This is a genomic window from Longimicrobium sp., assembly GCF_048594345.1.
Classification (GTDB): Bacteria; Gemmatimonadota; Gemmatimonadetes; order Longimicrobiales; family Longimicrobiaceae; genus Longimicrobium.
Window position 1 is genome coordinate 25,150 of the sequence record NZ_JBMDXM010000064.1, and the last position, 26,536, is coordinate 51,685.

Annotated in this window: 25 protein-coding genes; 14 read left to right on the forward strand and 11 right to left on the reverse strand. The window is 69.4% G+C overall.

Annotated elements, in window-relative coordinates; translation table 11 throughout:
* Positions 1-88: 88 nt before the first annotated feature.
* From ACOJUJ_RS07550 to ACOJUJ_RS07580, 7 genes are all read left to right on the forward strand, one after another.
* On the forward strand, positions 89-688 hold the full coding sequence (locus ACOJUJ_RS07550) for a prepilin-type N-terminal cleavage/methylation domain-containing protein (protein WP_420126247.1): 600 nt from the start codon (positions 89-91) through the stop codon (positions 686-688).
* Positions 688-1,095, forward strand: coding sequence for a type IV pilus modification PilV family protein (locus ACOJUJ_RS07555; RefSeq protein ID WP_420126248.1), 408 nt, complete (start codon positions 688-690; stop codon positions 1,093-1,095). The genes ACOJUJ_RS07550 and ACOJUJ_RS07555 overlap by 1 nt, the downstream gene beginning before the upstream one ends.
* Positions 1,092-2,252 carry a hypothetical protein gene (locus tag ACOJUJ_RS07560; RefSeq protein ID WP_420126249.1) on the forward strand — a complete coding sequence of 387 codons (1,161 nt, stop codon included), beginning with the start codon at positions 1,092-1,094 and terminating at the stop codon, positions 2,250-2,252. The genes ACOJUJ_RS07555 and ACOJUJ_RS07560 overlap by 4 nt, the downstream gene beginning before the upstream one ends.
* An 8-nt stretch (positions 2,253-2,260) precedes the next feature.
* Entirely contained in the window at positions 2,261-4,021 is a 1,761-nt protein-coding gene (locus ACOJUJ_RS07565; RefSeq protein WP_420126250.1) for a hypothetical protein, read from the forward strand.
* A gap of 552 nt (positions 4,022-4,573) precedes the next feature.
* Positions 4,574-6,091 carry a flavin-containing monooxygenase gene (locus tag ACOJUJ_RS07570; protein ID WP_420126251.1) on the forward strand — a complete coding sequence of 506 codons (1,518 nt, stop codon included), beginning with the start codon at positions 4,574-4,576 and terminating at the stop codon, positions 6,089-6,091.
* A 443-nt stretch (positions 6,092-6,534) separates the two neighbouring features.
* Complete coding sequence (locus ACOJUJ_RS07575) at positions 6,535-7,893, forward strand: APC family permease (RefSeq protein ID WP_420126252.1); 1,359 nt, start codon at positions 6,535-6,537, stop codon at positions 7,891-7,893.
* Between the two features lie 890 nt (positions 7,894-8,783).
* Positions 8,784-10,160 carry an amidohydrolase family protein gene (locus ACOJUJ_RS07580; protein ID WP_420126253.1) on the forward strand — a complete coding sequence of 459 codons (1,377 nt, stop codon included), beginning with the start codon at positions 8,784-8,786 and terminating at the stop codon, positions 10,158-10,160.
* A gap of 302 nt (positions 10,161-10,462) precedes the next feature.
* Here ACOJUJ_RS07580 and idi read toward each other — a convergent pair whose 3' ends face one another.
* The gene (idi, locus tag ACOJUJ_RS07585) at positions 10,463-10,978 is read right to left on the reverse strand and encodes an isopentenyl-diphosphate Delta-isomerase (protein ID WP_420126254.1); all 516 of its coding nucleotides are present in this window, start codon (positions 10,976-10,978) and stop codon (positions 10,463-10,465) included.
* A 684-nt stretch (positions 10,979-11,662) separates the two neighbouring features.
* Here idi and ACOJUJ_RS07590 point away from each other — a divergent pair.
* Together ACOJUJ_RS07590 and ACOJUJ_RS07595 are read left to right on the forward strand one after the other, a co-directional pair.
* The gene (locus ACOJUJ_RS07590; protein WP_420126255.1) at positions 11,663-12,136 is read left to right on the forward strand and encodes a YybH family protein; all 474 of its coding nucleotides are present in this window, start codon (positions 11,663-11,665) and stop codon (positions 12,134-12,136) included.
* Complete coding sequence (locus ACOJUJ_RS07595; RefSeq protein ID WP_420126256.1) at positions 12,133-12,573, forward strand: NUDIX hydrolase; 441 nt, start codon at positions 12,133-12,135, stop codon at positions 12,571-12,573. The genes ACOJUJ_RS07590 and ACOJUJ_RS07595 overlap by 4 nt, the downstream gene beginning before the upstream one ends.
* Positions 12,574-12,747: 174 nt before the next feature.
* Here ACOJUJ_RS07595 and ACOJUJ_RS07600 read toward each other — a convergent pair whose 3' ends face one another.
* Positions 12,748-12,963, reverse strand: coding sequence for a cold-shock protein (locus ACOJUJ_RS07600; protein WP_420126257.1), 216 nt, complete (start codon positions 12,961-12,963; stop codon positions 12,748-12,750).
* 228 nt (positions 12,964-13,191) lie between these two features.
* Here ACOJUJ_RS07600 and ACOJUJ_RS07605 point away from each other — a divergent pair, with 228 nt between their 5' ends.
* The 3 genes from ACOJUJ_RS07605 to ACOJUJ_RS07615 all read left to right on the forward strand — a co-directional run bounded on the left by ACOJUJ_RS07605 (position 13,192) and on the right by ACOJUJ_RS07615 (position 17,087).
* Positions 13,192-13,437: a hypothetical protein gene (locus tag ACOJUJ_RS07605; protein WP_420126258.1), complete on the forward strand. Its 246-nt coding sequence runs from the start codon at positions 13,192-13,194 to the stop codon at positions 13,435-13,437.
* Positions 13,438-13,770: 333 nt separating this feature from the next.
* Positions 13,771-15,987: a putative bifunctional diguanylate cyclase/phosphodiesterase gene (locus tag ACOJUJ_RS07610; protein WP_420126259.1), complete on the forward strand. Its 2,217-nt coding sequence runs from the start codon at positions 13,771-13,773 to the stop codon at positions 15,985-15,987.
* Between the two features lie 452 nt (positions 15,988-16,439).
* Complete coding sequence (locus ACOJUJ_RS07615) at positions 16,440-17,087, forward strand: hypothetical protein (protein WP_420126260.1); 648 nt, start codon at positions 16,440-16,442, stop codon at positions 17,085-17,087.
* 265 nt (positions 17,088-17,352) lie between these two features.
* On the opposite strand, the gene ACOJUJ_RS07620 is transcribed toward ACOJUJ_RS07615, so the two are convergent.
* Positions 17,353-18,969, reverse strand: a complete 1,617-nt coding sequence (locus ACOJUJ_RS07620; RefSeq protein ID WP_420126261.1) for an ABC-F family ATP-binding cassette domain-containing protein — start codon at positions 18,967-18,969, stop codon at positions 17,353-17,355.
* A gap of 389 nt (positions 18,970-19,358) precedes the next feature.
* Between ACOJUJ_RS07620 and ACOJUJ_RS07625 the strand changes: the two genes are divergently transcribed.
* Positions 19,359-19,928, forward strand: a complete 570-nt coding sequence (locus ACOJUJ_RS07625; RefSeq protein WP_420126262.1) for a hypothetical protein — start codon at positions 19,359-19,361, stop codon at positions 19,926-19,928.
* 556 nt (positions 19,929-20,484) lie between these two features.
* On the opposite strand, the gene ACOJUJ_RS07630 is transcribed toward ACOJUJ_RS07625, so the two are convergent.
* The 8 genes from ACOJUJ_RS07630 to ACOJUJ_RS07665 all read right to left on the reverse strand — a co-directional run bounded on the left by ACOJUJ_RS07630 (position 20,485) and on the right by ACOJUJ_RS07665 (position 25,583).
* Complete coding sequence (locus ACOJUJ_RS07630) at positions 20,485-21,129, reverse strand: tetratricopeptide repeat protein (protein ID WP_420126263.1); 645 nt, start codon at positions 21,127-21,129, stop codon at positions 20,485-20,487.
* A gap of 64 nt (positions 21,130-21,193) precedes the next feature.
* Positions 21,194-21,529, reverse strand: a complete 336-nt coding sequence (gene cutA / locus ACOJUJ_RS07635; RefSeq protein WP_420126264.1) for a divalent-cation tolerance protein CutA — start codon at positions 21,527-21,529, stop codon at positions 21,194-21,196.
* Positions 21,526-21,978 carry a tetratricopeptide repeat protein gene (locus ACOJUJ_RS07640; RefSeq protein WP_420126265.1) on the reverse strand — a complete coding sequence of 151 codons (453 nt, stop codon included), beginning with the start codon at positions 21,976-21,978 and terminating at the stop codon, positions 21,526-21,528. The genes cutA and ACOJUJ_RS07640 overlap by 4 nt, the downstream gene beginning before the upstream one ends.
* Positions 21,979-22,125: 147 nt before the next feature.
* Positions 22,126-22,827 (reverse strand): Trm112 family protein, encoded by a 702-nt coding sequence (locus tag ACOJUJ_RS07645; protein WP_420126266.1) that lies wholly within the window; start codon positions 22,825-22,827, stop codon positions 22,126-22,128.
* Between the two features lie 7 nt (positions 22,828-22,834).
* Complete coding sequence (locus tag ACOJUJ_RS07650) at positions 22,835-23,218, reverse strand: 6-pyruvoyl trahydropterin synthase family protein (RefSeq protein WP_420126267.1); 384 nt, start codon at positions 23,216-23,218, stop codon at positions 22,835-22,837.
* Positions 23,219-23,222: 4 nt separating this feature from the next.
* On the reverse strand, positions 23,223-23,939 hold the full coding sequence (locus tag ACOJUJ_RS07655) for an SDR family oxidoreductase (RefSeq protein ID WP_420126268.1): 717 nt from the start codon (positions 23,937-23,939) through the stop codon (positions 23,223-23,225).
* 618 nt (positions 23,940-24,557) lie between these two features.
* Complete coding sequence (gene folE, locus ACOJUJ_RS07660) at positions 24,558-25,169, reverse strand: GTP cyclohydrolase I FolE (protein WP_420126269.1); 612 nt, start codon at positions 25,167-25,169, stop codon at positions 24,558-24,560.
* Entirely contained in the window at positions 25,170-25,583 is a 414-nt protein-coding gene (locus ACOJUJ_RS07665) for a 6-pyruvoyl trahydropterin synthase family protein (RefSeq protein ID WP_420126270.1), read from the reverse strand.
* A 395-nt stretch (positions 25,584-25,978) separates the two neighbouring features.
* On the opposite strand from ACOJUJ_RS07665, the gene ACOJUJ_RS07670 reads away from it, so the two are divergent.
* Positions 25,979-26,380, forward strand: coding sequence for a MerC domain-containing protein (locus ACOJUJ_RS07670; protein WP_420126271.1), 402 nt, complete (start codon positions 25,979-25,981; stop codon positions 26,378-26,380).
* Positions 26,381-26,536 lie beyond the last annotated feature (156 nt).

The following is a 26,536-nucleotide window of genomic DNA, read 5'->3' on the forward strand; positions in this document are numbered from 1 at the left end:
GTGCAACGGCGCGGGAGCCGTACGCGCCGTGCGAAGCTCACGCGCGCGCGGACGATCGAGCAGCCCCACCCGTCACATCCGCTCGCGCATGACCCATCCTCCCCCCGTTTGCGGCTCCCGGCGCCCACCGCCTGGCCCCCGATCCGGCTACTCGCTGGTGGAGGTGATGCTGGTGCTGGTGCTGATGGGGATCCTGCTTGCCCTGGCTGGGCCGCGGATCAACCTGTCGCCCACGCGCACGGAGGCGGGGGTGCAGGCGCTGGCCAGCGAGCTGATGGCCGCCCAGCGCGCCGCCGTCAGCGGCCAGCACGACGTGGTGGTGGCGTTTGACCAGGCGCAGCGGCGGCTCCGGGTGCACTTTGACCTGGACAACGACGGCGTCATGGACAGCGGCGAGCCCGTGCAGATGAAGCCGCTGGAGCGCGGCGTGGTGTTTGGCCGCGGGAGCGCGGGAACGCTGGCCCAGCTGGGGTCGCAGCCCGTCTCGTTTACCCGCACGCAGGGCGGCCTGCGCGCGGTGACCTTCAACCGCGCGGGGAGCGCCAGCGAAGAGGGCGGCGCGTACCTGAGCGCCCTCCCGGCCGTCTCGCCCCCCGCCTCGTCCACGCGCGCGGTGCTGGTGGACCGGGCCACGGCGCGCGCGATGGTGTGGCGGTACACCGGCTCTGCCTGGCAGCGGAGATTCTGATGGAAGACGACGACATGAATCAGCGGCGCCGCGCGGACGACGGCTTTACCCTGCTGGAGGTGCTGGTGGCGATGGTGATCCTGGGATTTGTGGTCCTGGGGGCGCACGCGACCATGACCGACCGCATGGTGCGCGACCTGGGCCGGCAGGAGACCCGCCTGCGTGCCAACCAGCTGGCCCTGGACCGCATCCACGCCCTGCAGGCGGACCCGGTCTACGCCACGCTGGCCACGCGCTACGGCGGCGACGAGGCCACCATCGCCGACGCGCCCGGGTTCCAGCGCACCACCCGCTTCACCGCTACCCAGCTGTCGGTGGGGAACACCTACCAGACCGTCACCGTCACGGTGACGCACCCCCGGATGCCCAGGCCCGTCTCCCGAACCGTGGTGATCGCGAGCCCATGAGCCCTGTACGCCTGGCCGGCTCGCGCGCCGGCATGACGATCCCCGAGGTGCTGATCGCGCTGCTGGTGGGCGCCATCGTGGTACAGGTGGCCGTGGGCTTTCTGGCGCAGCAGGGGCGCAACTTCAGCCGGGGCACGGTGGCGATGGCGACGGCGCAGAACGCCCGCTACGCCGTGAACGCGCTGGAAAAGGACGTGCGCACCATGGGCACCGGCGTCCCCGGCCACCAGCCGCAGCTGGTGTACGCCGGCCCCGACGTGCTGGCCTTCAACGCAGACTACGCCACCAACGACCCGTCGGACGTGTTCGCCGTCTACCTGGAGCGCGACGCACCGCCCGCGCAGCTGCAGGCGGCCACCCGCGCCACGCGCTTCACCATCCCCATGACGGCGGTAAGCTACCCCGACACCACGTACCGGGAGAGCGGAAGCAACAGTCCGGCAGAAACGCTTTCGTTCTTCTTTCAGCCGGACCCCACCACCCCCCGCGGCGACGACTTTGCCCTCTACCGGCAGGTGAACGGCGGCGCCCCCGCGGTGGTGGCGCGCAGCCTTCTCAAGACGGCGGGGAAGGATTTCTTCGAGTACATGGTGCTGCAGGTGCCGCTGGACGCGCCCACCCGGCTGGTCTCCGCCGGCGGCGGGCCGCTGCGCCACACGGCCGCCGTGCACGCGTCGCCCCAGGACACGGGACGGCTGGCGAAGGTCGACAGCGTACGGGCCGTGCGGGTGCGCTTTACCGTCACCAGCGGCGAAACCGGGCCCGGCGAGCTGAAGCGCGCCATGGAGCGCACCATCCGCCTTCCCAACGCGGGGATGGCCGTGCGCAGCATCTGCGGCGACGACCCGCAGGGCGCGGGGATCGGCGCGCAGGTGGTGGTGATGCCCGACGGCACCCGCGTGGTGGCGATCACCTGGGGCCCGTCGGTGGACGAGACGGCCGGCGAAAACGACGTGCTGCGCTACATCGTCTGGCGAAGGACGGACGGCGCGACGGAGTGGGGCGACCCGCTGCTGAGCATTCCCGCGGGGCTCGCATCCTACAACTACGTGGACCAGTCGGTGCTTTCCGGCCACTCGTACCAGTACGCCCTGGCGGCGCAGGACTGCACCCCCTCGCGGTCGCCGCTGCAGGTGAGCGCCACCGTGTTTCCCTGAGGCTTACGATGACGACCATGGACTGCATTCCGGGCGCGGCGCGCGGGCGCGGCGGATACGCGCTGCTGATGGTGCTGCTGGTGGTGATGGCGGTGGGGATCCTGGCCAGCGCCGCCGTGGCGGTGGTGGGCAACGCGGGACTCATCACGGCGTACGAATCCAAACGCGCGGACCTGGAAACGCTGGCCGACGCGGGGGTGGAGATCGCCCGCGCCCGGCTGAACCACGACCCCGCGCTCTACCCGGTGGAGGGGTACGCCACGCTGGAGAACGGCGTCACGCCCAAGGACGCGGCGGGCGCCCCGATCACCGGCGTGCGGCGCTGGACCTACGCCGGCCCCGTGGGGCAGACGTCGGGGCAGTACGGCGTGTTCGGCAGCATCGTCTCCGTGGTGCAGGCGGGGAACGCAAAGGTGGTGCGCCGCGGCGACGTGGCGCAGGAAAGCTTCGCCAAGTACGCCTACTTTACCGACGTGGAGCCCAGCAACATCGCGTTCGGCGGCGGCGACATCATCTCGGGGCCGGTGCACAGCAACGACGGCATCCAGATCTACAGCTCCCGCGCCACCTTTCGCGGCCCCGGCGCGGTAACCACGGCGGGGACCATCACCGGCAAGCAGTACGGCACCTTCACGGAGGGATACACGGAGCGCGCGGCCACCATCCCCCTTCCCACGGTGGCGGACCTGGCGCGCCTGCGCGGCTACGCGCAGGAAGGCGGCACCGCGTTTACGGCGCCCAACGGCGGCACGGCGGTAGAGGCGCGGCTGCGCATCGAGTTCATGACCATCGAGCTGAACGACAACAACCGGGTGGACGAGGACGAGGGCTTCTTCCGCGTCTTCCGCAGCACGGGCCAGCCCGGCTACCTGATGGGCAAGGCCAACGGCCTGGGCTGGGAGGCGTCGGAAAACTGCGGATGGTACGACAACAACAACGTGTTCCGCACCATCGCCAACACGCCGGGCAACGCCACGGAGCGGCGCGACAAGCTGCGCACGGCGCGCGCGCGCTGCTACCTGGGGGGCAGCGACTCGCTGTTCAACGGGCAGTTCGCGCCCGCCATCAACGGACGCGGCGAGTGGGTGCGCCGCGGGACGGCGCTGACGTCCGTCCACCCCCGCCTGGCGGGGCGCGACGACCTGGACTTTCTGTTCCCGCTCAGCCGCAACCTGAATCCCAACTTCAAGGGCGTCATCCACGTTACCGGCAAGGTGGCGGTCAGCGGGACGCTGCGCGGCCGAGTGACGCTGGCGGCCACGGCAGACATCTTCATCGCCGACGACGTGGTGTACGCCGGCGAGGGCAGCGCGTGCGGCGACATCCTGGGGCTGTTTGGCGGTGCCGACATCGTCGTGTCGGACAACCTGCTCAACACGCCGCAAAAGCTGACCAACGCCAACAACGAAACCTGGCGCAGCTTCGACAGCACGCCCAGCGAGTTCATCAACGCGGTGGTGCTCACGCTCAGCACGTTCACGGTAGAGAACTTCGACGGGGCGCCGGTGAATGGGGAGCTGTGCCAGCAGTCCTTCTTTGGCCGCGGCTGCCTGTTCCTTACGGGCGGCATCATCCAGCGCACGCGGGGCGGGGTGGGCACGTCCGGCGGTACGGGCTACCTGAAGCGCTACACCTACGACACCTGCGCCTTTACCGATCCGCCCCCGTACTTTCCCACCACCAACCACTTTGCGCGCGCACGCTACTACGAGGTGAACCCGGTGGGCTTTACGCCGGGCGATTTCTTTGATCGGATGACGCCGGATTGAGGTGAACGGGTGAACGGGTGAACGGGTGGGATGGTGGCCCAAACCTCTCGTCGCATCGACTGAAATCCTGCCGGCCGCCGGGCGCCCCCTTACTCGCTTAGGCTCGCACCTCCCCCAAAAAACCCTGGGGGAGGTGGACTTCGATCCCGCTGCGACAAGCACCAGAGTACACCACGCCACGCCAACCTGGTCTTACATCAACCTTTCCCCAGGGGTTTTGGGGGAAGGTGGGCGGGTGGTGCCCGCCCGGATGGGGGCGCGCCACGGTTCGCCACGCCGCATCAAGCCTCGCCTTGCATCAACCTTCCCCCAGGGGTTTTTGGGGGAAGGTGGGCGGGTGGTGCCCGCCCGGATGGGGGCGCGCCACAGCTCGCCACGCCGCATCAAGCCCAGCCTTGCATCAACCTTCCCCGCTTCCATGGGGCTCACCGGCGCAGGCTCTCCGCTCGTCACAGGGGAATCACCGTTCATCCCAAAGCCGTACGAAACGTGGCGGCTGAGGCGTTCCAGCCGAAGAAGGGAGAGGCGGACCATTCGGCGCGGGAGGGACAGATGCGGCGCGTTGCGATCATTGGAGCGGGGATCAGCGGGCTGGTGACGGCCAAGACGCTCCTGGAAGAAGGATTTTCGGTCACGCTGTTCGAGACGGAGTACGAGGTAGGCGGCGTGTGGGCGCGCTCCCGGCGCTATCCGGGCGTGACCACGCAGAACCCCCGCGACACCTACGCCTTCTCCGACTTTCCCATGCCGCGCTCGTACCCGGAGTTCCCCTCCGGCGAGCAGGTACAGGCGTACCTGGCCGCCTACGCCGACCACTTTGGCGTGACGGAGCACGTGCGCTTTCGCACCGCGGTGGAGCACGCGGCCCCGCGCGGCCAGGGGTGGACGGTGCGCTTCCGCACGCTGGACGACGAGACCACGCGGACGGAGACGTTCGACTTTCTGGCGGTCTGCAACGGCACCTTCAGCACGCCGTCCGTCCCGGAGGTCCCGGGCGAGGCATCGTTCCGCGCCGCGGGCGGCACCGTGCTGCACTCCACCCGCTTCAACACGGTGGAGCAGGTGCGCGGGCGGCACGTGGTGGTGGTGGGCGGCGCCAAGTCAGCCTGCGACACGGCGATGGCGGCGCTGGGGACGGCGAAGCGCACGTCGCTGGTCTTTCGAAGCGCGAGCTGGAAGATGCCCAAGAAGTTCGCCGGGCTGGTGCCGCTGCGGTACGTGCTGACCACGCGCTTCAGCGAGATGCTGTTCCGCGACCGCGAGCTGCGCGGCATGGAGAAGGTGCTGCACACCGTCGGAAAGCCCGCGGTCTGGCTGTTCTGGCGTGGCGTAGAGGCGGTGCTGCGCGCCACCTACCGCCTGGGCGAGTGCGGGATGATGCCCGACGACCGCATCGAGCGGCTGGTGAACTGCATGCTGGGGCTGGCCACCGACGGCTTTTACGAGGCGGTCCGCGCCAAGCGGATCGAGACGCACCGCTCGGGCATCCGCGCCATGCACGCCGGCGCGGTGGAACTGGAAAACGGCAAGCGGGTGCGCGCGGACGTGGTCGTCTTCGCCACCGGCTTTCGGCAGGAGGTGCCGTTCCTGGACGAGTCCGTCCGCCGTACGGTGCAGGACGAGGCGTGCGTCTTTCACCTGTACCGCAACCTGATGCACCCGGACGTGCCGCGGCTGGCGTTCGTAGGCTACAACAGCAGCCTGTACAGCCAGCTCACGTCAGAGATCGGGGCGCGGTGGGCGGCGCGCTGGTTCATGGGCGAGCTGCGGCTCCCCCCGCGCAAGGCGGTGCTGCGGGAGATGGAGGCGCGGTGGACGTGGGTGCGCGAGAACCGGCCGAACGGCGTGGCCAGCGGCACCTGCATCGTCCCCTTTACCTTTCACTACGTAGACGACCTGATGCGCGACATGGGCGCCCGCACCGTACGCCGCCCCCTGAACCGCATCCGCGAGGTGATGCTCCCCTTTGACCCCTCCGTCTACGCCAACCTCAAGGCGGAGCTTGATCGCAACCGCGCCCGCCGCCTTGCCGCGGCCCCATCCAACCGCCGCAACCTGCAGTCGGCGTAGACGGCGCCGTTCAGGAGAAGGGTGATACGGACGCAGGGCTCGCCTCCTGTAGAGGAGCACCGTCATCCTGAGGGAGCGCACCACGTGGAACCGTAATCCACACAAGAAATTGCGCGCGACCGAAGGACCTTCCCTCCGCCGCCGCAGGGCACAATCATGAGCACTGATCCAACCCCACGCTTCTGCCGGCAAGGTCCTTCGGCCGCCGCCATGGATCCTGCAAAGGGAAGGATCTGCGCGGCGGCTCCCTCAGGATGACTGCGTTCGCGGCGCTTCGAAGATCAGCACGGATCGCGGGACCTGTGATCCACGGCTCTGGCGCGCGGGGCGGGGGCGCGTAGCTTGAGCATCCGCATCTCCATTCCGCGCGGACGCCTTTCGTCGGGCGACTCCTCGCGTCTTCCCTGCTCTCCCGGCCCGTCATCCACATGCACGCGACACCCGTGATCACAACGCACGCTTCTTCCGCGCATCCGTCGGCGGGAAACGGGGACGGGCTGCCGCGCAAGCTGGGGGTGTGGAGCGCCGCCGCGGCCGCCGTGGGGCTGACCATCGGCAGCGGGATCTTTCGCGTGCCGGCGACGGTGGCGGCGGAGTCGGGGAGCGTGGGGGCCATCGCGCTGGTGTGGATCCTGGGCGGCGTGATCACGCTGTGCGGCGCGCTGACCATCGCGGAGCTGGCGGCGGCGTTTCCGCGCGCGGGCGGCATCTACGTGTACCTGCGCGAGGCGTACGGGCCGCTGGCGGCGTTTCTGTTCGGCTGGTCGTGGTTCTTCATCCGCTCGGCGGCGTCGGCGGGGACGGCGCTGGTGTTCGTGGCGTACCTGGGAACCTTTGTGCCGATGGGCGGGCTGGGGCAGCGCCTGGCGGCGATCACGCTGATCGTGCTGGTGGGCGCGGCCAACTATCGCTCCGTAAGGTTGGGCGCGGCCATCCAGGATGCGTCGACGGTGGCCAAGGTGGCGGCGATCCTGCTGGCGGCGGCGGCCATCTTCGCGCTGGGCCAGGGCGGCGGCGCGCTGGCCCAGCCGGTCACCTTTGCGCCGGCGGGACTGGGGGGGATTGGCGTGGCGCTGGTCGCCGCGCTGTTCGCGTACGACGGCTGGATCGCCGCCACGCTGATCGCGGGGGAGGTGCGCGACCCGGGACGGGCGCTGCCGCGGGCGCTCACCTGGGGCGCGATCGTGATCGTCGCGACCTACCTGACCATCAACGTGGCGTACCTGTACGCGCTGCCGCTGGCGGAGTTGGCCGCGTCCAAGGCGGTGGCGGTGGATGCGGTGACGCGCGTGGCGGGCGCCGCCGGGGCCGCGCTGATCGCGGCGCTGGTGATGCTCTCCACCTTTGGCGGGCTTAACGCGGGGCTGATGACGGGGCCGCGCGTGTACTACGCGATGGCGGAGGACGGGCTGTTCTTCCGGCGCGTGGCGGCGGTGCATCCGCGCTTCGGGACGCCGCACGTGGCGGTGGTGCTGCTGGTGGTGCTCACCGCGCTGAACGCGTCGGTGCGCACCTTCGAGCAGCTGGCGGAGGCGTTTGTCCTGCTGCTCTATCCGTTCCTGGCGCTGACGGTGGCCGCGGTGTTCGTCCTGCGCCGCCGCCGTCCCGACCTGGCGCGCCCGTACCGCACCGTAGGATATCCGCTGGTCCCCGCCGTCTTTCTGGTCGGCACGCTGGCGATGATGGTGAACGCGCTCCTTGAGCGGCCGGCGGCGACGCTGCTCGCGGCCGGGATCGTGGCCATCGGCGTGCCCATCTACTTTGCCTGGCGCTCTGCGGCGCGCCGCCAAGCCGCGAGCTAGGGTCCGGGTCCGCAGAAGAATGCCTCACACGGAGTGAACGGAGTCAACGGAGTTTTTACGTGCCGTTTCTGACGCGCTCATCGCGTGCGGCAAACGAATGGGCCTCACGCAGAGTTACCAGAGTTAGCAGAGTTTTACGTGCCGCTTCCTCCGATCTCGCGGCCGGGGATTCCCAGGTGTCGGGTGCAGGTGGGGCGGTCGACGAGGCACCAATCTTTTGTGAGGATTTCGGGAACGGGAAGCAGGTGGAATGCGGCAGGGGGCCATCCGCGTTTTTTTGAAAAGGCATGCGGATCGGCGGATGATCTCTACGGTGCGCAGAATCAGGCTGATCGCACCACCTGAAGCGCGATCTGGAGAACCATCCACCCGCTCCGCAACCCGCTTGGCGCGTCGTGGCCTCCATTTCGGGTTCAACGCAACGCGAAGCCGGTCACCCGGCTCCGCTTTTTCGTATCTCGATTCTGCCGCGTCTGATTGGACGGGAAAGCCGCTGATTTCTGATTGGACGGGAATGCCGCTGATTTCCTGAGGGAGCGCCACACCGCAGCCTGAATCATCACAACCGCCTGCGCGCGACCGATCGATCTCGTCGGCCTGACCGAGAGCCTTGAACGGCTCCCGGGGGATGGGCCTCGCGCGACCCGACAAAGATCCTTCGGTCGCGCGCAAATGGTTGTGGTCATGAAAATTACGGGTGTGCGCTCCCTCAGGATGACAGCGCACCTCTTGTTCAGCAGCACCCGATGATCACTGAGCCTGAGGATCAACTGTGCAGGTCGAAATCCACGTACACTGTAGCTGTTAACCCTCGTCCGGCTTCGATAGCTTTCATCGGCGAGCCGCGGATGCGTGCTGCTTCGGTATCCCGAATCTCCCGAGAGAGCTTGATGATGCGTTTCTCAGTCGTCGTTGCGATTCTGTGGATGCTGAGCGGTTGCGCGGCGGCGGTGCCAGCCGCTGCCCCGGCGCCGATCCATCGCTCCGACATCGTGCCGCTGGCCGACTACCACGTGCACCTGCTGGGTCCCTACGCGCTTCCCCTCCCCGACCCGCCCGCGCCGGAGGTTGAAGTCCCGGCGGAGTTGTCGCGCCTGCTGCACGACCGGGCGCGCCTGTTCGGCAACGTCGAGCGCATCGAGGAGTTCGGCGGCGTCTTTACCGCCGACGCGCGAATGCTGAACGCGCACGTCAATCCCACAGGATGGATGGACGACAGGCAGTGGTTCATGCGGTACATCAACCTGTGGCCCAAGACGGCGCGCGTGCGGTACGTGCCCAGCGTGTATTCGGCGGGGGATACGCACGGCTACGTTGCCGGCACCGTGGTGGATTCGGCAAGCGGCTCACACTTCCAGAACTTTTCGCTCGGCATCCGCAGGGGCGACGACGGCCGCTGGCGCATCGCCACGGAGAGCACGACCAGCAAAACACCGCCCCGCTACACGCAGCCCATCACCGCGGAGCGCCTGATCGCCGACCTGGATGAAGCCGGCATCCGCCGCGCCGTGGTGATCTCCGCGGGCTTCTGGCTGGGCGAGGGTGGGACCCGGCGGATGACGCCGGTCGAGGACGGGGCGACCGCGGTGCGGATGGAGAACGACTGGACCGCCGAGCAGGTGGCGCGCTATCCGGACCGCCTGGTGATGGCGTGCGGCATCAACCCGTTGCGCGACTTCGCGGTCGCTGAACTGGTCCGGTGCTCGCGGATCCCGGGCGTCATCGGCATCAAGATCAACGTCGGCGACGCGGGCGTGCGCTTCGACGATCCGGCGCACGTGTCGAAGCTCCGCGCGCTCTTTGCCGCCGCGAACCAGAACGGGATGGCGATGATCGTCCACCTGGAGCCGGGGAGGTTCTACGGGCCCGCCGAGGTGGAGCTGTTTCTGAACGAGATCGCCTCCGCGGCGCCGGACGTCACCATCCAGATCGCCCACCTGGCCGGCAACGGGCCCGGCATTACCTCGCCCGAGGCGCTGGAGGCGTTCGCCAGGCTGCGGGCCGCCGGCGACCCGCGCACCCGCAACCTGTACTTCGACTTCGCGGGGCTGGTCTACGCGGGGATCAGCGCGGCGCAGGCGGAGCTGATGGCCACGCGGATGCGGCAGATCGGGCTGGATCGCATCCTGTTCGCGTCCGATGCCTCACCCGGCACCAACGCGAACCCCTCCGCCGACCGCCACTGGACCGAGGTCCGGCGCCGGCTGCCGCTCACCGACGAAGAGCTGCGGATCATCGCCAGCAACGTCCCGCCGTATCTGCGCTGAGCCGGAAACGTCCTGCCGCCGGGGCGGGACGGGCCGCGCGACCTCGCATCCCTGCCCGCGCATGCGTCACCGCGCCGACCCAGGCCTCGCTCCGCCGCCTCCCCCACCCCGCAGGCGCCGCACCGCCGCCAGCAGGCGCGGCACGTCGTCACGGGCGTGCGCGATGAAAAGGTGGTCGTCCTCCGTGGGGCCATCCAGCTCAAAGTAGCGGCCGTCCGCCTCCCTCAGGAATCAAGCTCATGGTCGATCCTTAAACACGCTCTTAAGGCCTGACGCGCCGGACCGGATTCAGTGAACGTGCCTCACTCCGGGAACAGCTTCTCCAGGGCGAGGCGAAACCAGGGGGTGTAGCGCTCCGGGGCGGCCGCGACGTCGGCGTGCAGGTCGGCGATGCTGGCCCAGCGCCATTCGGAAACCTCGTCCGGGTGCGGAACCGGCTCTCCCTGAAAGACGCCCACGAAGATGTGGTCGAGCTCGTGCTCCACCAGCCCGGCGCCCACGTCGGCACGGTAGAGCATCGTGGTGCGGTGCTCCAGCGGGCACAGAAAGCCCATCTCCTCGTCCAGGCGGCGCGCCGCGGCCTGGGCGGTGGGCTCGCCGGGGCGCGGATGGCCACAGGCGGTGTTCGACCACAGCCCGGCCGAGTGGTATTTGCCCTCCGCGCGCCGCTGGAGAAGCATCCGCCCCTCCGCGTCGAAGACGAAGACCGAGAATGCCCGGTGCAGGCGCGGATCCATGTGCGCCGCCAGCTTGGGCGCCACGCCCACCTCCACGTCCTGCTCATCCACCAGAACGACCTGCTCCTGCTCGTCAATCACCGTTCATCTCCGGCTATCTAAACCCTTGATTCGAAAAAGACATGCGGCTCTCACAAGGATGCCGCACATCGTAATCATCGAGTGGATGGATGGTTCTCAAGATCGCGCACCAGGTGCGATCGACTGCGTCCGCGGTCACCCTCTCTCAACGCGTACCGCGAGAAGAGAGGAAACGCCACGAGAAACTCCGTTGACTCCGTTGACTCCGTGTGAGCCCCTTCTTTTCCTTATCCGGAAGAATCAGACCGACGGCCCGGCTCTCGCGCAATCCGGCATGGATCCTTCGTCCGCGCGCAACCTGTTGTGCAGATGTGGAGAGTACCATTCGCGTGGTGGGCTCCCTCATTATCAGGATCAGAGGGTTTTGAGAAACCTCGAATCGTGCCAGTCATCCTGAGGGAGGCGCAGTTCCATAACCTGTTCATACACACTACTCTGGCGCCGACCGAAGGACCTTGCCGGCAGAAGCGTGAGGCTGGCTTCATGCCCCGCATCTGGCCTCGCGGTGGCGGAGAGAAGGTCCTTCGGTCGCGCGTAAGCTCTTGTGTTCCTGAAGGTTCCGCGTGGCGCTCCCTCAGGATGACTGTGCGCTTTGTACGAAGAACTGAGGTTTCTCAACACCCTCCCAGGATGACAGTGCGCCTCCAGGAGGCGGTGATGATTCACATCCAACAAGGCTGAATGATGCGTTCGGTTCTGCTGTTGATCTGCCTGCTCGCATCGGGCGGGTGCGCCGTCTCGTCGCAGCACGAGTTCGACTGGCGCGGAGGGGGCAATACGGAGGTCGCGGCGATCGAAGCGGCGAGCCGGGAATTCTCGGCGGCGTACGTGCGCGGGGACGTGGACTCGATGCTGGCGCTGTACACGCCCGACGCCGTGATCTTTCCCAACAACAGCGAGATGATCACGGGAGCCGACGCCATCCGCGGCTACTGGACGCTCGGCGCCGGCCAGACCGTCACCCATCACCGCGCCACCCCCACCGAGATCCGCATCGACGGAAACCACGCATACGACTACGGCGTGTACGAGATCTCCGGGACGGTGAACGGCACTCCGTACGGGCCCACGCACGGAAAGTACGTCATCGTGTGGCGCCGCACCCCGGCGGGGTGGCGCATGCACCTGGACATGTGGAACGCGCGGCCGCGCCCGTGAGCGGGCAGAGGGACGGAGCGGCGGTCCGGGCCAGGGCGGTCGCCATCATCCGCGAAGGAGACCGGGTGCTGGTGGAACGCGGACATGACCCCGCGGACGGCACCCGCTTCTACCGCGCCATCGGCGGCCACATCGAGTTCGGAGAGCGCGCGGCGCAGACGGTCGCGCGCGAGTGGAAGGAAGAGTTCGGACTTACGCTGCGCGACGTGCGGCCGCTGGGCGTGCTGGAGAACCTGTTCACCTACGCGGGCCGCCCCGGACACGAAATCGTCTTCGCCTTCGAAGCGCGCGTGGCGGAGCCGCACGTCTACGAAGCCGGGGAGTTCGAGGGGATCGATCCGGAAGGCGGGCGGCACCAGGCGCTGTGGATCTCGATCCATGACCTGTCGGCCGGCGGCATCCCGCTCACCCCCGCCGGGCTGCTGGATCTGCTATGAGCAACACGGAGCCAGCGGAACGCGCGGATGGTCATCCGCCCGTTCCACCGTCCCCGTGCCAGGCTCCTCCATCAGGCGATGGACGTCCGCGGGCCGGCCAACGCACCACCGTTGGCCGGCACACGATACCACCCCCGCGAGGCACAACCAGGCCGGCCGAAGCCGGCCGGGGTGTTACTCGCTGATGGTCTGGACGTTCTCCGCGCGCGGACCCTTGGGATCCTGCACCAGGTCGAACTCCACCCGCTGGCCCTGCGAAAGCGACTTGAAGCCGCTGCCGCCGATCGCGGAGTGATGGACGAAGACGTCCTTGCCACCGGAGTCAGGCTTGATGAACCCGAAGCCCTTGTCGTCCATGAACCGCTCTACAGTGCCCGTCTCGCGTGCCATCGTCTCCGTCCCATGTCCCTGTGATTGCCAACCTGCCTTCCAACGGCAGCGTACGTCTGCAAGGGCCATGCTCAGTCGTTCAGCAGCCCGTCCGCGCGGCGCCTTTTGTCGGCAAATCCCCCCACCCGCGGCGCGTTTCCGGGGCGTATCGCCGAAAGGCGTTCGGGGTTAGCTTTGGAGGTACGGGGCCGTGGCCCGCGCTTTTCTTTCTTGGGACGTGGTTGAACGATGAAGATTCAGACGGACTGGCTGACGCAGCGGGTAGAGAACGCGCCCACCTCGTACGACCAGACCCTGCCGGACCGGGCGGGGCTGCGCAACCGCATGGCGTGGCAAAAGCTGCAGCGCCAGGCCGCCGCCGGCGACGAGGTGTGGGCGTTCTCGGACCCCTCGTCCGGCAACAAGCAGGGCCGCGTGACCGGCTACGCGCTGGTGCGCGACGGCGAGATCGTGGAAAGCGTCACGCTGGCCTGACCCCTCGCGCGTCCGCCGGCCCGGCGGACGCGGCTCCCACGCCGCTGGAGCGAACGGTTCGCCGCTGCGCCCGCCAGAATCCGCCCACACGGACCCGGCGGCGGGGCGGCGTACGTCGTTCCGGCCACCCGCGCGCCCGCGGCCCGCGCAACGCGGCTTGGGTGTGACCGGCGCAACCGAGACGGCGCGTTCGGAGCCCCGCCTTGCCGCCGGGACCGCGCAGGCCTTAGCGTTCCACAACGCTTTTCTATCGCAGATCCGCAGCATCCACTCTCCCCGGCCCGAGCGGCTGAACGCGCCCCGCCGGGTCCGCGGCACCCTCACCTCCCCGGCATGCCACACGAGATCGCCCGCCGCGCCGGCGCATTTCCGGAGAAAGAGGTGCTTACCTACCGCCTGGTGGCCGCGCTGGCCGCCGTGGCGGTGCTGGCGTTTGGCCTGGTGTACCGCGCGGTGCTGCCGGAGGCGAACGATCCCTGGCTGTACCGCTTCGTGGTGGCCGCGGCGTGCCTGGTGGTCGTGGGGCTTTCCTTTGGCCCGCGGACGCCGCTGCTGCTGCGGGGGATGTACACGCTGTTCGGCGTCATCACCGGCTGGGTGCTGTGGCTGCTGCTGCTGAACGACTTCGCGCCCGAGTACGCGCTGGGCCTGGTCGTCATCAGCGCCATCATCTGCACGCTGTTCCGCAGCACGCATGCGCTGGCCGTGTACGGCGCGCTCACGCTGGCAGGGGTGGCCGCCGTGGCCTCGCGCGTGCCGGCGCCGCGCCTCAGTCCGCTGCTGTTCGGCAGCTACCTGGTCGTCATCCTGGTCCTGTTCTTTGTGGTCGTGCGCAACCGGCTGCGGGGGGAGCGCGAGCTGGCCGCCAGCGAGCAGCGCTACGCCCTGGCGGCGCTGGGCGCCCACGACGGGCTGTGGGACTGGGACGTGCGCGCCGGCACCGTCTACTTTTCCCCCCGCTGGAAGGAGATCGTGGGCGGCGAGATGGGCACGGACCCGGCGGCGTGGTTCGCCCGCATTCACCCTGAAGACCGCCAGCGCGTCCACGCGGAGCTCACGAAGCCCGCGGAGCCTTCCGGAAACCACTTCGAGTCCGAGCACCGCATCCGCCACACCGACGGAAGCTGGCGCTGGGTGCTGGTGCGCGGCGTGCGCGTAGCGGACCGCGACGGCGCCACCGTGCGCATGGCCGGCTCGCAGACGGACGTGTCGCAGCGCAAGCAGTACGAAGACCAGCTGCTGCACGATGCGCTGCACGACACGCTGACCGGCCTTCCCAATCGCGGGCTTTTCCTGGACCGGCTGGAGCGTGCCCTGGCCTACGCGCAGCGGCATCCGGAGCACCACTTTGCCGTCATCTTTCTGGACCTGGATCGCTTCAAGGTGGTTAACGACCGGATTGGCCACGTGGCCAGCGACCAGGTGCTGATCGCGCTGTCGCGCCGGCTGGAGGCGTGCCTGCGCCAGGGCGACAGCGTGGCGCGGCTGGGCGGCGACGAGTTTGCGCTGCTGCTGCACGACGTGGAGAACCCGTCGGCCGTGGCGCACCGCATTCAGCACGAGCTGGCGCGTCCGTTCGACGCGGCGGGGCAGCAGGTGCTGGTGACGGCCAGCCTGGGGATCGCGGTAAGCTCGATCGGCTTTTCGCGCCCCGAGGACGTGCTGCGCGACGCCGACGCGGCCATGTACCGCGCCAAGGCCCGCGGCCGCGCCCGCTTTGAGATCGCCGACGCGGAGCTGCACGCGCGCTCGCTGGAGCAGCTGGAGATGGAGAGCGAGTTGCGCGAGGCGGTGGAGCGCGGCCAGCTGCGGCTGTACTTTCAGCCCATCGTGGTGATGGACACCCGCGAGCTGGTGGGCTTCGAGGCGCTGATGCGGTGGCAGCACCCGGTGCACGGCCTGCGCTCGCCCGACGACTTTATCCCCCTGGCCGAGCAGACGGGGATGATCATGGCGCTGGGCGGATGGGCGCTGCGCGAGGGGTGCCGGCAGATGGAGGAATGGCGCCGCGCCTACGCCCTCACCGAGCCGCTGTGGCTGAGCGTGAACCTGTCCAGCCGCCAGTTCCTGCACCCCCAGCTGGTGCAGGAGATCCACGATATCCTGCGCGAGACGGGCTTTCCGGCCGACCGGCTGCGGCTGGAGATCACCGAAAGCGTGATCATGGACGATCCCGCCGCGGTGGGGCTGATCCTGCAGCGGCTGCGCGCCAGCGGAATCCGGGTGGCGGTGGACGACTTTGGCACCGGCTACTCGTCGCTGGCGTACCTGCACCGGCTGCCGGTGGACACCATCAAGATCGACCGCTCCTTTGTGCACGACATGCACGTGGATCCCGCGCTGGTGGCGGTGATCAAGACGGTGATCTCGCTGTCGGGAAGCCTGAAGCTGGAGACGGTGGCCGAGGGGGTGGAGACGGACGAGGCCGCCAGCGCGCTGCACGAGATGGGGTGCCACCTGGGCCAGGGCTTCCTGTTCTCGCAGCCCCTCCCCCCCGAAGCCGCAGCCCGCCTGCTCGCCGACCTCCCCAACGCCGCCGTCGAAGGCTGACGGCGGCGCCGGTATCGTCCGATCCGGCACATCCGCGCGCCAGCCCAACACCGTGCCGTCCGCCCGCGGAGCCAATGATCCCGTTGGAACTCTGAACGGGTACTCCAGAATCCGGGAAACAACATCGGAAGGTACAGAGGGACTGAGCACAGCCAGAGGAACAGAGGTGATCCGCATTCCGTCCTCTGTTCCTCTGGCTGTTGTCTGTTCCTCTGTACCCTGACCTCTGTTTCCCGTAGTCCAGCTTGAGGTGAGGTGTTTTTCCGGATCTGGTATAACGTTCCGCCCACCCGGCGCGTCCGCTACCGGAGAGTCATCGGAACATATCCGCGAGCAATGGAGTTACCGCCGAAATCCCGCTCATTCACGAGACTCCTGTCGCGATGGAACAGGGCTGCGCGTTGTTCCCTGCCCCGCTCCCGAACCCTTCCATCGCCCGCGCCACTCGCCTGATGATCAGCTCCATCCGCCCCGCCCTGCTCCGCCTGTTCCTCGGCATCCTGCTGACGAGCCCTGGCCGAGCCGTGGCCCAGGACGCGTCCGACGCGGAGCGCCAGCCGCCTGTGCGGGTGGATTTGGCGATGGGGCTCGCCGCTCTGGACGCCATCCACACCATCAACGCCTCCCCGCTCTTCCTGACGCCCGGTGTGCAGGTGCGCACGACGGGACGCGTGTTCGCGTTCGCCGACGCGCGGGCGCTGGTGTTCGCGATCCCCATCTCCGGGTCCGGCGCCGAAGGCGTGGAAGACGAGGAGGGTCGGTCCGGCTTCCGACGCACGGGCGGGCTGGGAGGCGGCGGATGGGTGCGCGCCGGAGTCGGCGTCGCGCTCACGGCCAGCCCACGCGCGCCCACCCTCACCGTCGCCGGGGGGACGGTGGGCGTAACGGCGGACGCGCATCCGTGGTTCGGCGCGGCGGCGAGCGTGCAGGTGCGCGGCCGCTGGCGGTTCGAGGCGGAGGCCGGCGCCGACCGCAACTGGGTGGAGGACACCTTCTATGACTTTGATCCATCGCCCCCCGGCCCTCCCGAGTTCGCCTACGTCCGCCGCACCGAGGGCTGGTACCCGACCATCCAGCTGGGCCTGCGCTACGTTCGCTGAGACGCACGGCCTGGAAGAAAAATGTTGATTTCCTGAGGGAGCGCAGCCCGAATCCCTGCCGCCCGCAACACGGTTGGCGCGCGACCGAAGGATCTTCTCTCGGCCACCGTGGGGCTGGCTCTCCGCCTCGAATCTGACTCCGCGGTGGGGCTACCGAGATCCTTCGGTCGCGCGTATGCGGTTGTGTGGAGTACGGTTCCGCGTGAGCGCTCCCTCAGGAAATCAACGCGTTTCTTTTCGGTTCCGGATCAACGAAAAATGCGCATCAGCCCAGATCGATGCGGCGGTCGATGCCGATCTCCCGCAGGAACGCGGCGTCGTGCGAGACGACGAGAAGGGCGCCGTCGTAGCCGCGCAGCACCTGCTCCAGCGCCTCCAGGCTGTCCAGGTCCAGGTGGTTGGTGGGCTCGTCCAGCAGCAGCAGGCGGGGCGGATGCCAGCCGTTGAGCGCGCACGCCAGCGCCGCCCGCAGCCGCTGGCCCCCGCTCAGCGAGCCGGCGGGCTGGTGCACGGCATCGCCTTCGAACAGAAAGCGGGCGAGCGCGTGGCGGGCCGCCGTCTCGTCCACGTCGGGATTCGCTGCGCGGTAGTTCTCCAGCACCGACGCATCGTCGCGCAGCCGCCGTGTGTGCTGGTCGAAGAATGCGACCTCCTCCGCCGGCGGCCCCAGCCGCACCGTGCCGGCGTCCGGCCGCAGCTCGCCCGTGATCAGCCGCAGCAGCGTGGTTTTTCCGCTGCCGTTGCGCCCGACAATGGCCACGCGCTCCGGCCCCGTGATCCGCAGCGACACGCCGTCCACCACGGCCGACGCAGCGCCGGGATGCGCGTACGTCACGCCCTCCAGCTCCACGACGGTCTTGCCGGCGGGCACGGCCGCGGAGGGAAGGTCCAGCGCCAGCCGCGCCTGCTCGTCCACGCGCTCGCGGGCGGCGTCCAGGCGCGCGCGGCCGTCCTCCACCAGCCGCGCGCCCGTCTCGCGCACGCGGGCGCCGGTGCCCTCCGCGCGCTCCTTCATCATCCCCAGCATGATCTTGGGGATGCCTCCCGCCGCGGCCAGGCGCTTTCCGCAGCCGTCGCGCCGGTCCTGCCGCTCGCGCATCTGCTGCGCCTCGCGTTTGGCGCGGCGCAGGGTAGACTCCGCGCTGGCCAGCTCGCGCGCGGCCGCCTCAGCCTCGGCCGCGCGCTGGGCGCGATACAGCTCGTAGCCGCCGCCGTAGACCCGCGCGCCGCCGGGCGTGAGATCGACGATACGCTCCATCCGCCGCAGCAGGCCGCGGTCGTGGCTCACGGCCAGCAGCCCGCCCGTCCAGCCCTCCACGAACGCGTACAGCGCCTCGCGCCCGGCGGCGTCCAGGTTGTTGGTGGGCTCATCCAGCAGCAGAAAGTCGGGCTCGGCCAGCAGCACGCCGGCCAGCGCCACGCGGGTGGCCTCGCCGCCGCTCACGTTGAGCACCGGGCGGTCGAGTGACAGGTGCGACAGGCCCAGCCGGGCCAGCACGGCCTCCGCCCGCTCGCGCAGGTCCCAGTCGCCGCCGATGGAATCCAGCTCGTCCGCGCTGGCGTGGCCCGCCAGCACACGCTCCACGCGCGCCAGACGATCGGCGATGCCCAGCACGGCCGCGAGCGGCTGGTCCGCGCGCACCTGAAAATCCTGCGGCAGGTAGCCGAGGGTGCCCGCGCGCACGACGCTGCCGGCCGACGGGCGCACCTCGCCCGCCAGCAGGCGCACCAGGGTGCTTTTGCCGGTGCCGTTGGCGCCCGTGAGCCCCGTGCGCTCGCGCCCGAAGCCGAGGGTTAGATCGGAAAAGAGGGTGCGGCCGTCAGCCAGCGAAAAGGCCAGCCGCTCCGCGACGACGCGAACGTCGGTTGGGTGAGTAGACATACGCATAGACTCCGTTCCTGACGGTGAAAGTGGGGTGAACACCGGTCAGGATCAGCGGGATGCGTATGTCTCGAATCTGGTGGATGGAAGGCCGGCCGGGTCCGGGTGTGCCGGATGCGGCGGGCAGGGGAAAGATGGATGGATGCCGCGCGTTTGTCCACCGGGTCAGTCTACCCCGTCTCTCCACACGCACGGATGGGGACGACTCCATGGGAGCGCATTGTGCGGATGGGATTGCGTCATGCGCGTTTTTTGCGCAATTTGTTTCCTTCCCCACCCCACATCTGCAAACCTCCTGATCCACCACTCCCGTGAAGCCCTGCCGAGACTGCGGAAACGCGACCGCACCCAGCGCCCGCTCGTGCCCGCGCTGCGGAATCCTGAACCCCGTGCTGCAGTGGGTCGCGCTCCCCGACGGCTCGCACCACACCGCTCGCGTGCCCGTTGGCGGCGCCGCGGCACTCGAGCCGTTCACGCCGGCGCCGGCCTATGCGGGTGCCGCGGGGAACGCCGCCGCCATGGCCGGTGCCACCTTCAAGCTGCAGGGCCGCGCGACGCAACGTGCGGGCGTCCGCCAGCACTTCGCCGGCATCGCGGACTCGGATGACGCAGTGCAGGCCATCCGCACTGCCTCCCTCCGCTTCTTTTTCCTGGCGGCGTTGAACCTGGTGTTCGGCTACACGAACCGGGAAAGCATCGGCTCGTTGTGGTATCTGGATTTCGTGGTCGTGGGCGGGCTGGCGCTGGCGCTGCGCGAGATGCACAGCCGCGTCGCCGCCGGCCTGCTGCTGGCGATGTCGGTGATCACCGTGCTGCTGCAGGTGCTGGCGATGATGGCCGGCGTGTTCCTGCTCGGGCGGATGATCGTCTGGGTGATCATGTCCGGCATGTCGTACCGCGCGTTGCTGGCCACGATGAGCCTGCACCGCGGCCGTGCCGCCGCCACCGCGCTCGCCTGATCCGCCTCGCCCCGTTCCAACAGCGCGGGCGCAGACGTGAAGACAAAGGACGCGGAGGGAATCCACCCTCCCGCGTCCTTTCTTACTCCTGCGCCGCGCCGTGAGCTGCTTTAGGAGCCTTGAACGGCTCCCGAGGGCTGGGTCTCGCGCGACCCGACAAAGATCCTTCGGTCGCGCGCAAGCTTTTGTGGCCATGAGGGTTCCGGCGTGCGCTCCCTCAGGATGACAGTGTGCTTCTCAAGGAACAACTGAGGTTTCCAGCACCCTCTCACAATGACGCCGTTTGCCAACTTGTATCCATACTCTCGATCCGGTTCCGACATCGCACCGCGAGAGGAGAGGAACCGGCACGAGAGAACTCTGTTGACTCTGCTAACTCTGTGTGAGGCCCAATCTTTGGGAATTCGCACCGCAAACAGAGGAACCGCAAGAGAAAACTCCGTTAACTCCGTTGACTCCGTGTGAGACCCATTCTTTTGCGGATCCTGCCCAAACGAAACCGCCCGTGCTCCGGAGAGCGCGGGCGGTCGTCATCCATCATCCACGGAAAGCTGGATCAGGCGGTCTTGGCGACCTCGCGCGACAGGCGGTACATCTCGGCCGCGCGGTCGTGGTTGCCCTTGCGGTCGTAGGCGATGCCCATGGCGTAGTAGGCCTTGCCGTTCTCCGGCGCCAGGCGGATCGCCGACTCCAGCGCGTCGATGGCCGCGTCGCTGTCCGCCATCTGGTTGAGCGCCTCGCCCAGCACCAGAAAGGCGGCGGAGTGGTCCGGGTCAAGCTCCACCGCGCGGCGCAGCTGCGTGGCCGCGGCCGCGTACACGCCCTTCTTGTACAGCGTGTAGCCCAGCTGGTAGTTCACCTCGGTGTCGTCGGGCGCCAGCTTGAGCGCGCGACGCAGCTCCTTCTCCGCCCCGTCGTACTTGCCCTGCGCGGCCAACGCTGAGCCCAGGCCCAGCGCCGCCCGCAGGTTGTCGGGCTGCGCCGTGGCCACGGCCTGAAACTGCTCGGCGGCGTCGACGTGGCTGCCCGCGGACTCCAGCTGCTCGGCACGCTCCAGCCTGGCCGCCCACGGGTCCGGCCCGTCGGCGGCGGGGCCGCCGGCGCGCACCGGTTTGCGGGAGCCACGCTTGCGCGGAGCCTCCTCCTCGACGGCGGCGGCTTCCTGGGGCTGCTTCTCGGCTTCGTCCTCCGACTTGATCATCCGAGCCATGTCCGCTGCAAAGTTCCACGGGCGCCGGCCCCTCCGGTCCTGCCCTGCCCCCTCATCATCCCTCCGTCTCGTCCCGCACCCAGCGGCGGTACGGGTCCAGTCCATCCACTACCGCCGTCACCACCAGCTCCGGCACCTCGTACGGATGCAGCCGCGGCAGACGCTCCTTGAGGCGCGGCACCAGCGCGTGCCGCGTCTTCATCACCATCAGCACCTCCGCCTCGGCCTGCACCGCGCCCTCCCACCGGTAGATGGAGGTTACACCCGGAACCAGGTTAGCGCAGGCGATGAGCCGCTCCTCAACCAGCGCACGGGCGATTCGCTCCGCCTGCTCCGCGTCCGGCGCCGTCGACAGGGCCAGCACCAGCTCCGACGCGCCCTCCGCCGTCACAGGTCCAGCTGCAACTCCGACGGCGCGCCCTCGCCCTCGCCGGTGAGCTCCGCCAGGGTGGCGCGGGCGTGGGCCACGTGCCGGTCGGCGTTGCTGGCGGGCGGGCGGGCCAGAAAGGCGCGCAGGTGCGCCACCGCCTGGTCGGTGCTTCCCCCCTGCAGCAGCAGAAAGGCCAGCCCGTAGTGGGCTCCGGCCGCGTGCGGCTTCAGCTCCAGCACGCGGCGGTACGTCTTCATGGCCTCGTCCGTCATGCCGATGCGGGTGTAGGTCACCGCGATCTGCTGCAGGACGTCGGTGTCGTTGGGGCTTTCGCGCAGTGCCAGCCGGAACGAGGTAAGCGCCTCGTGATACTTTTCCTGCATCAGGAGGGCGGCGCCCTCTTCGTAGTAGTCCGGCTCTCGCTCGCGCGAGTCGGAACGGCCTCCAATCAGGTTCGTGAGCCAGGACATGGTCACAAATGGGGAGATGCGGGATAGAACCTGGGGGTACCGCCCGGGCGGCGGCGATGGCCGGCGGGCGAGGGCCGCGGCTGCGCCTTCGGAAGCGATCCAAGGTACTCTGCCGGGGCGGTGCCGCGCAACCAAATGATCACGATTTCACCGCACCGCGTTGCGGCGAAGCTCCACCGGCCGGCCCGGCGCCCGCGCCACCACCACGCCGTCCTCCTCCAGCAGCACCTCCGCCCCCAGCGCCCGCAGCCGCTCCGCCGTGTCCGCCTCCGCCCCGTCCACCACCAGCCGCGCGCCGGCCTGCAGCACCCGCAGCCCCTCGCGCAGCCGCGCGTCCCCCGCCCCGCCCGTGAGCGCGGCCGCCCGCAGCGCGCCCCCGCGAAAGGGCAGCGCGTCCCCCGCCGCCAGCCGGCTGACCCCCGGCTCGCGCGCGGGATCCATGTCGGGGCGGTCCGTCACCGCGACCACCTCCAGCTCCGGCACCAGCGCGCTGACCGCCGCCGCGTGGCGCGCGCCGGGTCCCGCCACCATCGCCAGCCCGCTGGCCCCCGCCAGCCCCATCAGCGCCGCCAGCCGCATCGCCCCCTCCGCCCCGTCTTCAGTCGGCCCAGGCTCAGCGGATTCCGCGGCCCCGGCGGATTCGGTCGATGCGGCCGATTCCGTCGCCGCCGACGCGCCGGCGCGCAGGTCGGCGGCGGCGTTGCGGATGGGATACGAGGTGCGGCAGTTGGGGCAGCCCAGTGCGCCCTCGATTACCCGCCGATCTTCCATGCGGTCCGACAGCACCAGCAGGCCAAAGTCGGGGCCGCAGCGGGGGCAGGTCAGGGCGTCGGTGAGCAGGATGTACATCCGCCGGTCACCAGGTGGGCTTGAGCGAGTACTGCGCCCACTGGTTGGGCGTTTCCCACACGCGCACGTAGGCCAGGTGCTCGGCCACCTCGGCCCCCAGCCGCGCCTGCATCTGCTGAAAGATCCACCGCGCCTGGTTCTCCGCGCTGGGCTCCAGGGTGGTGAACGGCTCCAGGTCGTTGATGTTCTGGTGGTCCAGCTCGTTGGCGATGGCGCGCAGGTGGCGCTTGGCGTCGGTAAAGTCGAACGCCATGCCGCCCTCGCCCACGTCGTCAAAGGCGAGACCCGCCTCCACCACGTAGTGATGGCCGTGCAGGTTCTCGCAGCGGCCCTTGTAGTTGCGCAGAAAGTGCGCGGAATCGTAGCTGGCCTTTACGTTCAGCAGAAACATGGCCTCAGCCTGCCGCCTCTACGGCGATGCTGGAGATCTGCACGCCCGCGGGCTGCGTCGCGGCAAACAGCACCGCGCGCGCCACGTCTTCGGGGCGCAGCATGGACGCGCGCGACGGAAGGTCCGCCCGCGCGTCGGGGTCGATGGGGTCCCACAGCGGCGTGTCGGTGGCCGCGGGCTCGATGAGCGTGGCGCGCACGCCGGTGCCGCGCACCTCGGCCCGCAGCACCTCGTGCAGCCCGCGCACGCCGAACTTGCTGGCCGCGTATCCCCCGTTCTCCGGGAACGCCGCCTGCCCGGCCACGGAGCCCACGGTGACGAAGTGGCCGGTGCGGCGGCGCAGCATGGCGGGGAGAAAGGCGCGCACCAGCAGAAACGGGCCGCGCAGGTTGGCGGCGATCTGCCGGTCGAAGTCCTCGGGCGACGCCTGGTCCAGCCGCGCCAGCGAGAACGCGCCCGCCGCGCTGACGATCAGGTCCGGCGCGTCGCCCAGCAGCTCGCCCACGTACGTGGCCAGCGTGTGCACGCCCTCCGTCGTGGACACGTCGCCGGGGATGGCGTGGCCGCCGATGCCCTCGGCGGCGCGCGCCAGCGGCTCGGCCGTGCGCGAAACCATCGCCACCCACGCCCCCGCGCCGATCAGCTCGCGCGCGATGGCCAGCCCTATGCCTCGCGAGGCGCCGGTTACCAGCGCCGTCTTGCCCTGCAGCTCACCCGCCATGCCCGCCTCCCCTCACCTGGTCTTGTAGCGTCGGAATGATCGTGGACGTAGATCAAGACCGGAACGATGGAACCAGCCCATTACATTTTGCCGACAAATCGCGGCGATACGCCAGGCACCGCACTGCGCCCGACAGGGTGCCCCTCCCCCAACCCCTCCCCGTTCGTTCCTCACGGAGCGGGGAGAACTTCGGTCCCGCTTCGACGGACAGGTGCGTCGCACCTCCCTCCCCCACGCAGTTTGTGGGGGAGGGCCGGGGAGGGGGGCGGCCCACCATCCCGCACCACTCCATCCGAACCCCGCGCCTGCCGGCCCCAACCCAACCTCCCCCGGCAGTTTCGGGGGAGGTGGGCCGGTGGTGCCGGCCCGGAGGGGGCCTGCGCGGACTTTCCGAAGCACTCCAAATCCTGCCCCAACCCCAACCTCCCCCAGTCTTTTTTGGGGGAGGTGCGAGCCTAAGCGAGCGGAGGGGGCGCGCCCCTCGCGCGGGACCCTCCGAAGCACTCGCCCCCCTGCCCCACACCCAACCTCCCCCAGTCTTTTTTGGGGGAGGTGGGCGAGTGGTGCGAGCCCGGAGGGGGCGCCCCCTCGCAGGTACCGTCCGGAGCGCTCTGCGCCTTACCCGTTGCCCGGGTGCACCAGGCGCAGGAACTCCTCGCGGGTGCCCAGGTCGTCCAGGAACACGCCCTTCATGGCGCTGGTGACGGTCTTGGAGTTCTGCTTCTCCACGCCGCGCATCATCATGCACAGGTGCGCGGCCTCGATCACCACGCCCACGCCCTGCGGCTGCAGCACCTCCATCAGCGCCTGCGCCACCTGCTCCGTAAGCCGCTCCTGCACCTGCAGGCGGCGCGCAAAGATCTCCACCACGCGCGGCAGCTTGCTCAATCCCACGATGCGGCCGTTGGGGATGTACGCCACGTGCACCTTGCCAAAGAACGGCAGCATGTGGTGCTCGCACATGGAGTACATCTCGATGTCCTTGACCAGCACCATGTTGTGGTGGTCTTCCTCGAACACCGCATCGCCAATGGCGTCGCGCACCGACAGGCTGTACCCGCGGGTGAGCCAGCGCAGGCTCTTTTCCACGCGCTCGGGCGTCTTGATCAGGCCGTTGCGCTGGGGATCCTCACCCAGCTCGCTCAGCATGCGGCGCACGAGCGCCTGGAACTCCGTCTCCGGTTCGGCCGTCACGGTCGGCTCGCCGTGCGGCGCAAGAATGTCCGTCATCTACTCTCCAGAATATTCCGCGGAATTGCGCGGCGTTTCCCACAGCACCAGGCGAACCAGCGTTCCCCCGGCGGGGATGCGCGGCTTGAGGCGCTCCCAGATGGCCACCACCAGGTTTTCGGTGCTGGGGATGATGTCCGCCAGCCAGGGCACGTCCAGGTTCAGGTTGCGGTGGTCCAGGTCGCCGATCACCTCTTCGGCGGCCTCGCGCACCACGCCCAGGTCCACGACGTACCCCGTCACCGGGTCGGGGCTGCCCTCGACGGTGACGTCCAGCTCGTAGTTGTGCCCGTGCCAGTTGGGACTGTTGCACAGGCCAAAGATGCGCCGGTTCTCCTCGTCGGAGAGTGCCGGACTGTGCAGACGGTGCGCCGCGCTAAAGTGCACGCGGCGGGTAACGCGAACCGTGGGCACGAGGCCTCCTGCTCAGGGAGCGAGAAAAGGCCAGCCCCGCAATACGGGGCCGGCCTGGGCCGGGCGGCAACGGGAAGGATTTTTGAAGCCATGTCGTAACATGTTGGGTGGCTTCCTCGCGGCATTCCGCCTTCCCGCGGGGGGCGTGGCGTCGGCCGCAAAAGATGGCCCCGGCTTCAAAACTGTTGGCTCAAAAATGGAGCTTCCCGTTACCTCCGGCCTGGACAAGATAGCTACGGCCCCGCCCACGTCAAGCCTCCCGCCTCGCCCGTTCGCAGCCGAGGGTACGACGGCGATCCCTGGTTGCGCCAAACATGAAAATGGATTATCATTAATCATCTGCCGGGAGCGCCGCATGCGCTTCCGGCGCTTGTTTTCTCTGTGGAGGATGGGGTATGACGCGGACGGAGGGTGGAAGCGCGGCGATCGACTGGGCGGCGGCGGTCCCGTTGCTGTGCGCGGTGCACTGCCTGGCGTCGCCGGTGCTGGTGATGGCGGCGCCCGCGCTGGCCCTGGGGCACCGCGGCGAGGCGGTGGTGCAGGCCACGTCGGCCGTGCTGGCGGCGCTGATGGCGTGGAGCGGGATTCGCGCGCACGGCCGCCGCGCCGTGCTGGTGCCCATGCTGGCGGGCCTCGTCCTCTGGTCCGCGCCGGCGCTGGCGGGGTGGACGGGCGCGGCGGAAACGCTGGCGCACGCGGCGGGGGGCATGCTGCTGGCCGGGGGGATGATCTGGAGCGCCCGCCTGCGCCACAGCGCCGCCTGCCACCATTGCGGCTGCCCGGCCCACGCGGACTGATCCGGCGCGGCACTCCGCCGGCGCGACGCAGGTTTTACACGCGGGGGCGCCATCGCGCTGCGCCCGCGGCGGGCCCCCCCCCGCCCCCCCCCCCCCCGGGCCAGCCGCGGGGGGGGGAGATAGGGGGCGCGGCCGGGACCCGGGAGCCCCGGGGGG

Excerpts from the sequence above, each read along its gene's own strand:
- ACOJUJ_RS07550 (WP_420126247.1), top strand. The coding sequence starts at position 89 with ATGACCCATCCTCCCCCCGTTTGCGGCTCCCGGCGCCCACCGCCTGGC.
- ACOJUJ_RS07555 (WP_420126248.1), top strand. The coding sequence starts at position 688 with ATGGAAGACGACGACATGAATCAGCGGCGCCGCGCGGACGACGGCTTT.
- ACOJUJ_RS07560 (WP_420126249.1), top strand. The coding sequence starts at position 1,092 with ATGAGCCCTGTACGCCTGGCCGGCTCGCGCGCCGGCATGACGATCCCC.
- ACOJUJ_RS07565 (WP_420126250.1), top strand. The coding sequence starts at position 2,261 with ATGACGACCATGGACTGCATTCCGGGCGCGGCGCGCGGGCGCGGCGGA.
- ACOJUJ_RS07570 (WP_420126251.1), top strand. The coding sequence starts at position 4,574 with ATGCGGCGCGTTGCGATCATTGGAGCGGGGATCAGCGGGCTGGTGACG.
- ACOJUJ_RS07580 (WP_420126253.1), top strand. The coding sequence starts at position 8,784 with ATGATGCGTTTCTCAGTCGTCGTTGCGATTCTGTGGATGCTGAGCGGT.
- ACOJUJ_RS07590 (WP_420126255.1), top strand. The coding sequence starts at position 11,663 with ATGCGTTCGGTTCTGCTGTTGATCTGCCTGCTCGCATCGGGCGGGTGC.
- ACOJUJ_RS07600 (WP_420126257.1), bottom strand. The coding sequence starts at position 12,963 with ATGGCACGCGAGACGGGCACTGTAGAGCGGTTCATGGACGACAAGGGC.
- ACOJUJ_RS07605 (WP_420126258.1), top strand. The coding sequence starts at position 13,192 with ATGAAGATTCAGACGGACTGGCTGACGCAGCGGGTAGAGAACGCGCCC.
- ACOJUJ_RS07610 (WP_420126259.1), top strand. The coding sequence starts at position 13,771 with ATGCCACACGAGATCGCCCGCCGCGCCGGCGCATTTCCGGAGAAAGAG.
- ACOJUJ_RS07615 (WP_420126260.1), top strand. The coding sequence starts at position 16,440 with ATGATCAGCTCCATCCGCCCCGCCCTGCTCCGCCTGTTCCTCGGCATC.
- ACOJUJ_RS07620 (WP_420126261.1), bottom strand. The coding sequence starts at position 18,969 with ATGTCTACTCACCCAACCGACGTTCGCGTCGTCGCGGAGCGGCTGGCC.
- ACOJUJ_RS07630 (WP_420126263.1), bottom strand. The coding sequence starts at position 21,129 with ATGATCAAGTCGGAGGACGAAGCCGAGAAGCAGCCCCAGGAAGCCGCC.
- ACOJUJ_RS07640 (WP_420126265.1), bottom strand. The coding sequence starts at position 21,978 with ATGTCCTGGCTCACGAACCTGATTGGAGGCCGTTCCGACTCGCGCGAG.
- ACOJUJ_RS07645 (WP_420126266.1), bottom strand. The coding sequence starts at position 22,827 with ATGTACATCCTGCTCACCGACGCCCTGACCTGCCCCCGCTGCGGCCCC.
- ACOJUJ_RS07650 (WP_420126267.1), bottom strand. The coding sequence starts at position 23,218 with ATGTTTCTGCTGAACGTAAAGGCCAGCTACGATTCCGCGCACTTTCTG.
- ACOJUJ_RS07655 (WP_420126268.1), bottom strand. The coding sequence starts at position 23,939 with ATGGCGGGTGAGCTGCAGGGCAAGACGGCGCTGGTAACCGGCGCCTCG.
- folE (WP_420126269.1), bottom strand. The coding sequence starts at position 25,169 with ATGACGGACATTCTTGCGCCGCACGGCGAGCCGACCGTGACGGCCGAA.
- ACOJUJ_RS07670 (WP_420126271.1), top strand. The coding sequence starts at position 25,979 with ATGACGCGGACGGAGGGTGGAAGCGCGGCGATCGACTGGGCGGCGGCG.